The organism is Lacisediminimonas sp., assembly GCF_030645335.1.
In the GTDB taxonomy this organism is placed as follows: domain Bacteria; phylum Pseudomonadota; class Gammaproteobacteria; order Burkholderiales; family Burkholderiaceae_D; genus Lacisediminimonas.
The window spans coordinates 1-7,421 of the sequence record NZ_JAUSNH010000171.1; the positions used below are offsets into that span (position 1 = coordinate 1).

Annotated in this window: 6 protein-coding genes and 1 pseudogene; 1 reads left to right on the forward strand and 6 read right to left on the reverse strand. The window is 60.7% G+C overall.

Features of this window, described 5'->3' with window-relative positions:
- The 5 genes and pseudogenes from Q7T64_RS11915 to Q7T64_RS11935 form a co-directional block, all read right to left on the reverse strand.
- Positions 1-230, reverse strand: a pseudogene (locus tag Q7T64_RS11915) (ABC transporter permease); the annotation flags it as partial.
- Positions 227-1,051 carry an ABC transporter ATP-binding protein gene (locus Q7T64_RS11920; RefSeq protein WP_304795834.1) on the reverse strand — a complete coding sequence of 275 codons (825 nt, stop codon included), beginning with the start codon at positions 1,049-1,051 and terminating at the stop codon, positions 227-229. The pseudogene Q7T64_RS11915 and the gene Q7T64_RS11920, both read right to left, overlap by 4 nt.
- Positions 1,052-1,060: 9 nt before the next feature.
- Positions 1,061-2,122, reverse strand: coding sequence for an ABC transporter substrate-binding protein (locus Q7T64_RS11925; RefSeq protein ID WP_304795836.1), 1,062 nt, complete (start codon positions 2,120-2,122; stop codon positions 1,061-1,063).
- An 82-nt stretch (positions 2,123-2,204) separates the two neighbouring features.
- Complete coding sequence (locus Q7T64_RS11930; RefSeq protein WP_304795838.1) at positions 2,205-3,011, reverse strand: enoyl-CoA hydratase/isomerase family protein; 807 nt, start codon at positions 3,009-3,011, stop codon at positions 2,205-2,207.
- A gap of 104 nt (positions 3,012-3,115) precedes the next feature.
- Positions 3,116-4,645, reverse strand: a complete 1,530-nt coding sequence (locus Q7T64_RS11935; protein ID WP_304795840.1) for an AMP-binding protein — start codon at positions 4,643-4,645, stop codon at positions 3,116-3,118.
- A gap of 467 nt (positions 4,646-5,112) precedes the next feature.
- On the opposite strand from Q7T64_RS11935, the gene Q7T64_RS11940 reads away from it, so the two are divergent.
- Positions 5,113-6,105, forward strand: a complete 993-nt coding sequence (locus tag Q7T64_RS11940) for a Fe(3+) ABC transporter substrate-binding protein (RefSeq protein WP_304795842.1) — start codon at positions 5,113-5,115, stop codon at positions 6,103-6,105.
- A 76-nt stretch (positions 6,106-6,181) separates the two neighbouring features.
- On the opposite strand, the gene Q7T64_RS11945 is transcribed toward Q7T64_RS11940, so the two are convergent.
- Positions 6,182-7,421, reverse strand: a 1,240-nt coding sequence (locus Q7T64_RS11945) for a bifunctional diguanylate cyclase/phosphodiesterase (protein WP_304795845.1), incomplete at its 5' end; no start/stop codon positions are given.

The following is a 7,421-nucleotide window of genomic DNA, read 5'->3' on the forward strand; positions in this document are numbered from 1 at the left end:
ATGCCGCCCAGCAGCGAGCCCCAAAGCAGCCGCTGCATGCTGGCCCACAGGTGTTCCCAGAGTTCGCCGGTGGCGGCCAGCTTCAGCGCCTTTTCCCCGATGACGGACGGCGCCGGGAAAAATCGCGCGTCAATCCAGCCGACCCGTGCCGCGACTTCCCAGAGCAGCAACAGCAGCAGCGGCGAGGCGAGGGCGATCAGCCGCTCATTGGCTTTCGATGTGGGCTTCATGCGCGCTCTTCCTCTTGTTCTTTGGCACGGCGCACTTCATCGCGCAGGTGACTCCAGATGCCATACACCATCTCGCCGTAAGCGGGCTTGGCACGCAGCTCCAGCACATTGCGCGGCCGCTCGAAGGGCACGTCGATCATGGCCTTGATGCGGCCGGGGTGGGCCGACATCACCATGATGCGGTCGCCCAGTGTCACGGCCTCGTCGACACTGTGGGTGATGAACACGACAGTCTTCTTGTCTTCATCCCAGATGCGCAGCACTTCTTCTTGCAGCAGCGTCTTGTTCTGTTCATCGAGGGCTGAAAACGGCTCGTCCATCAGCAGCACTTCCGGATCGGTGGCGAATGCGCGCGCAATCGATACCCGTTGCTTCATTCCGCCCGATAGTTGATGCGGGTAACGGTCGGCAAAGCGGCCAAGGCCGGTTTTATTGAGGTAATGGCCGACCACGTCCTTGATTTCGGCTTTTGGCATGCCGCGCATGCGCAGGCCATAGGCGGCGTTGTCCCAGACCGTCATCCAGGGAAAGATCGAATCGCCCTGGAAAATCATGGAATTGAGCGGCTTGCCCGGGCGGTCGGCACGGATTTCCATGCTGCCGCTGGTCGGTTGCTCAAGGCCGCCGAGCATCCTGATCAGGGTCGTCTTGCCGCAGCCGCTGGGGCCGACAATCACGAAAAAGGAACCGGATGGAATATCTAGCGTGAGATCGTCTACCGCGACGAAGGGGCCGTCGCGGGTATCAAAACTCTTGGTGACGTTGCGCAGCGAAATTTTCGGCGGCGCAGCGCCGGCTGCCAGGTCAGGTGTGGAACTCAATTTATTTTCCTAGCGTTTCTGTTTATAGGGGCCGAGCACCTTGACGGCAGCTTCGGCAAACGAGCGGTCGACGACCTGCTCGACAGTGACCGCCCCTTCGAGGTAGCCCTGATCCTTGTAGAACGCGAAATCGCGGCGCAGGCTGGCTTCATTGAGCTTGCCATCCGGGTCCACTGCGTTGGGCACCATTTTCTTGTAGATTTCCGGATCCTTGACCCGGGTATCGGCGATCAGCATGGTAATCAACTCAGCGGCATTGGGGCCGGCGAACCTGCCATCCTTGAGCGCGTCATTATAGAACCGTGCGCCTTTCAGGTAGGCGATCATGAACTTGCGGGCCAGCTCGGGCGACTTCTTGATGAAATCGCCGCCATACAGCAACACGGCCACCTGCTGGTCGCCGTACGCCTTGTCGGTCGACATCTTGACCGCGATGCCGCGCTCGACTGCCTGGCTGGCCGATGGCTCGGTGGTCACCGACGCATCGATCGCCGCATTCGACAGCGCCGTCACATGTTGCGGATAGCCCAGGTATTCATGCTGCACGTCGTTATAGGTCAAGCCGCCGCTCTTGAGCGCTTCGTTCAACTTGGAGCCGGGCGAGCCGCCCTTGGCCGCCTGCGCCACTTTCAGCCCCTTGAAGTCGGCAAAGCTTTTGACTTTGCCGCTGTCGACCAGGGCTTTGCGCACCAGCACCGGCATATAGTCATAGCCCGGCTCGACCGATCCCTTGTCGGCAACGACCTTGATGTTGATGCCGCGCGCAGCAGCGTTATACAGGCCAGCCGACATGGCGCCAGCTGCAGCATCAAGTTGGCCGGTACCCAGCGGTGCAATCATTTTCGGACCGGCGTCAAACGGGATCAGCGTAATGCGGATGCCCTGTTCCTTGAAGTAGCCCTTGCGGTTGGCAATGAAAAATGCCGCATCGCTGACAACACCGTTGGTGCCCACGCGCACTTCGGCCAGCTCTTGCGCCATCGCCGGGGAGGCGCCTAGCAGGGCGCTGCCCGCGGCCGCAATGGCCCCCGCCAGCAGGAAACGACGGGTCTTGCCGAAATGTTTGTTCATGATGATCTCCGTTGGTTTTTGCGCCGGGGCATTCGTTGGTGAGTGGCATGCCCCGGTCGGTGTTTGCCTGCTGTTGCTGTACTTACCTGCCTTCGAATTTTGGCGGACGCTTGCCGTGGAACGCCTCCACACCTTCCTTGAAATCATGCGATTGCCGCAGGCGGCTGTAGCAATGGCCTTCGAGTTCGATGGCGATGGACAGCGGCGAATCCTCGGTATCGTTCAGCATTTTCTTGGCGGTGCGCTGGGCCAGTGGCGAGAATGTGCGCAGTTCGTCGACCAGGCGATCGGTCGCTGCTTCGAGCTCGGCGTCCGGCACGCATTCGGTGGCGACGCCCCAATCGTAAGCCTGTTTGCCGGGAATCCGGCGCGAGCGCATCACGATGTCCTTGGTGCGGGTAATACCGACCATTTTTTGCAGGCGTGCTGAGCCGCCGGATCCGGGGATCTGGCCCAGCTTTTGTTCCGGCAGTGCATACAAGGTGGTCTCGCTGGCAATCCGGAAATCGCAGGCCAGCGACAGCTCGAAACCGACGCCAAAGCAATAGCCGCGGTTGGCGGCGATGACTGGCTTGCTGCAGCGGGTAGGGGCAGCGATATTCCAGGCCAGCTTGGAAACATGCTCGGGCGATGCTTCCAGGAAGCCCTTGATGTCGCCGCCACTGGAGAAATGCTCACCGACTGCGCGCACGACAATCACGCGCACGTCAGGATTGTCATCCAGTGCTTCGAATACCAGACGCAACTGATCGCGCTGCGGCATCAGGATGATATTGAACGGCGGCCGGTCGAGGATGATGTCGGCGCGCTGGCGGGCGGCATCGATCACGACAGAAAATCCGTTCAGGTTTTCCAGCAGGGACTGGGCGGGGTGTTTCAACTGGCTCATGGCGACTCCTTGTTGTGCTTTCATTGGGCTCATCCGGACCGTGGGACAAGCGAGATAGGGAAAAACAGCATGGTACCCGGGGACCGTCAGCGCCCCGGCCTGGTTCAGCTCTCCGGCTCGTATTCGTTGGCGATCAGTTTGCGGCGCAGCAGCTTGCCCACCGCCGAGCGAGGCACTTCACGTACAAAGACATAGCCGCGCGGACGCTTGAAGTTGGCCAGGCCGGAGGTCACGCAATGGTCATTGAGCTGTTCACCGGTGACCTGGCCACGGCGCTTGATGAAGGCGGTGACACGCTGCCCCCAGCGTTCATCGGGCAGGCCGACTACGGCCACTTCGTCGACATCCGGATGGAGCGACAACAGGCTTTCGATTTCCACCGGCGAGATGTTTTCACCGCCGCTGATCATCATGTCATCCACCCGGCCGGTGACGAACAGATCGCCGTCGGCATCGACATAGCCCATGTCGCCGGTAAAGTACCAGCCCTGGTGCAGCGACTTGGCGTCGGCATCGGGACGGTTCCAGTAGCCTTCAAAGGATTCCTCACTGGCCATGTCGGCAATGATCTGGCCTTCTTCGTCCACCGCCGCGCGTTGATCAACGTCAAATGTGTCGAGCTTGATGACGCGGATGCGCTGGTTGATGCCGGCACGCCCGGCGCTGCCCGGCTTGTCGGCGGCGCGCTGGTCAATCGTGAACGTATAGATTTCCGACGAACCGTAGTGGTTCACGAACAGTTCCGGCTTGAAGCGCTCGATCAGTTTGTGCACCAGGGCTTCATTCATCGGCGCGCCGGCAAAGCCCAGCTTGCGCACGGTAGAGAGGTCGGCAGTGGCCGCGTCCGGATGTGCCAGCACGTCGTGGTATAGCGTTGGCACCAGGTAGAGGTTGGTGATGGCTTCGTCGGCAATCGACTTCAGCACTGCCGCCGGATCAAAGCGCGGTACGCACACGAAGCGGCCGTCGATCAGCGCCATCGCCAGCAAGGAACGCACGCCCATCGTATGGTAAAGCGGCATCACGCCCAGCGTGCGCTCGCCATAGCGGTACAGGTTCTGCGCAACGTGGGCCAGCGCGGCATGCCGTTCGTGCCGGTGCCGGCGCGGCACGCCCTTGGGCTTGCCGGTAGTGCCGGAGGTATAGAGCATCAGCGACCAGTCGTCCGGCTGGGCGGCCAGTATGGTGCCTGTCGATGGCGTGGCCAGCAGGGCATCGAACGCGATGTCGCCATTTGCCTGGCCATCGATGCCCACCGCAATGCGCAGCATGCCCTGGGCGACCTGCGATTGCGCGACGGCATCGGCCGACACATCCTGGTAAACCAGCACGCGAGCGCCGGCGTCCTGTGCACAATAGTCGATTTCATCGGGCTTCACGCGCCAGTTCAGCGGTGTCATGATCACGCCGGAAAATTGGCAGGCCCAGTGCAGGGTTGCCATCTCCCAGCGATTTTGCAGGATCACGACCAGATGGTCGCCGCGCGACAGGCCCAGGCTGGCCAAACCAGCCGCCGCGCTTTGTATATGCCCGAACCACGCTGCGTAGCTCAAGCGACAATCATTGTCGACGATCGCTGTGGCGCTCGGATTGCGTTCAACCGACGCCAGGAAACTGCGTCCCAGATCAAGCATGCTCGGATCTCCTCCTTGTATTTTCCGTCACCGGCGACATTCGGGCGCGGCGTTGACGATATTGTTATATCCAGTCCAGCGGCACAAGTGGCATGGCAGGATTGCGCGTGCATGCCGCCCACGTCAACCGACGTTGCCCGCAGGCATTCGCTGCAGGACGGCGGGACCAATGGCTGGCGTGGAGTGTAGGATCGATCGACTCCCAGCGCGTTACCGGGGAGTGAGTGGATTTACCCTGGAGTCTCATTTTTAGAGTGGATCAAATTAGCCAGCACAATGTTTTCATTTGGACGAAAACTTTTACTTCTCAAATGAGAAGTGTTATCATTCGCATTAAGAAAATGAAATCACTAAGGAGAATATCCGTGTTCCATCGGGTCTTTTTATCGCATCCTCGCCAGCAAGCCGGCACACCGTCTGGCTTGGTCAAACCATTTGCCGCCCTGGCACTGTGTGCATTGTTCGCCGTGGCCCCCGATTCCCTGGCCCAGGAAAAAGTCCTGAACCTCTACTCGGCGCGTCACTACCAGACCGACGAACAGCTCTACAGCAACTTCACCCGGCAAACCGGGATCCGGATCAATCGCATCGAAGCCGACGACAACGCTCTGTTCGAGCGCCTCAAGACCGAGGGCCGCAGCAGTCCGGCCGACGTAATCCTGATGGTCGACGCTGCGCGTCTGTGGCGGGCAGAATCGGCGGGCCTGTTCCAGCCGGTGCAATCCAAAGTGCTGGCTGCGCGCATTCCGGCCAACTTGCAGGGCGGCGACGAGGGCAAGGGTGCCCAGTGGTTCGGTTTCTCGACCCGCGCGCGGATCATCGTGTACAACAAGATGAGCGTGAATCCGGCCGATGTGCCGACCTATGAATCGCTGGCCGACCCAAAAAATAAAGGCCGGGTGTGCACTCGTTCCGGCTCGCATCCATACATGCTTTCCCTGATTGGCGCGATGGTCCAGCGCAACGGCGAGCCTGCTACCGAAAAATGGGCGCAGGGCATGGTCGCCAACTTCGCCCGTCCGCCGCGCGGTGGCGACACAGACCAGATCAAGAGCGTTGCGGCCGGGGAGTGCGGCGTGACACTGGCCAATTCGTATTACTACGCGCGCATGCTGCGTTCAACCAAGGCTGACGATCGTGAAGCCATGAGCAGGGTCGGTTTCATCTGGCCCAACCAGCAATCCTCTGGCACGCATATCAATGTGTCGGGTGGCGCTGTGGCGCGCCATGCGCCGCACCGGGAGGCCGCGCTCATGTTCCTTGAGTACCTGGCCAGTGACCAGGCGCAGGCCTATTTTGCCGACGGCAACAATGAATGGCCTGCCGTTGCGGGTGTCATGGTGAAAAACCCGGCGATTGAATCGATGGGCAAATTCAAGCCGGAAAATGTGCCGATCAGTGCGATTGGCCGCAACCAGGTGGCAGCGCAAAAAATACTGGATCGGGTCGGCTACAAATAGCCCGGCACGAATGGTCCAATGGCTCGTCGCTACGCCGGTGAGCCAGATTTCATCCACCCAGCCGGCCGCTCCTGCTTCAGGCTTTTGTCCGGCGCAACAGGGTATGCCGGGCATTGGCATGTACCGGGCCGGTCCGCCTGACCAAGGGCTGGGTCTCCAGCAGCACGGCGAACTCAGCCGCTGTCATCGGTGCGCCGTACAGCATGCCCTGCGCCTTGCCACAGCCATTGGCGCGTAAAAAGTCCGCCTGGCCGGATGTTTCGATACCCTCGACCACCACCTGCAAGTGCAGGTTACGCGCCATCGCCAGGATCGCCTGCACGATGGCGCAATCTTCGCTGTTGCCCGGCAGGTCGCGGACAAAGCTCTGGTCGATCTTCAATGTATCGATCGGGAACATCTTCAGGTAACTCATCGACGAGTACCCGGTGCCAAAGTCATCGATCGCCAGGCCAATGCCGATCGCCTTCAGGGCATGCAGCTTGGCGATGGTCTGGTTGCCGGCATCCATCAGCATGCTTTCTGTCAGCTCCAGCTCAAGGGCATACGGACTCACGCCGGTGCGCTCGACCACGGCGCGGACATTGTCAACGAAAGGAATCTCGCGCAACTGCCGGCCAGACAGGTTGACCGACATGCCAACCTGTGGATAGCCGGCGTCGTGCCATACCTTCAATTGCCGGCAAGCGGTTTCGAGCACCCACTCGCCGATCTGGATGATCATGCCGGTCTCTTCGGCCAGCGGAATGAATTCATACGGGCCAAGCGGACCGAGTTCGGGCGAGTGCCAGCGGATCAGGGCTTCGGCGCCGATCACGCGCTGCGACGCCATGTCGACCTTGGGCTGGTACAGCAGTTGGAGCTCGTTGCGCTCGAGTGCGCGCCGCATCGCCCCTTCCATCGCGAATCGCCGCTCTGCGGCCCCGCGCATGGACGGGGTAAACACACAATGGGCATTCTTGCCGCTATTCTTGGCGTGATACATGGCGGCATCGGCAAACTTGAGCAAGTCCTGCACATCGGTTGCGTCATCCGGGCAAACGCTGATGCCGATGCTGGCGGTGATGAAAACCTCGGCCTTGTTGATCGTCAGCGGTTGCCCCAGCGCCTCCAGAAATTTCCTGGCCACCCGCTCGGCTAACCCGACCTCGGGTATGTCGGCCACGATGATGGCGAACTCGTCGCCGCCAACCCGGGACAGCACATCATGGGCGCGGATGGTATGTGACACCCGCTGGGCAACGATGCGCAACACCTCATCGCCAGTGGCATGGCCGAGGGTATCGTTATAGGTCTTGAAGTTGTCCAGGTCGATA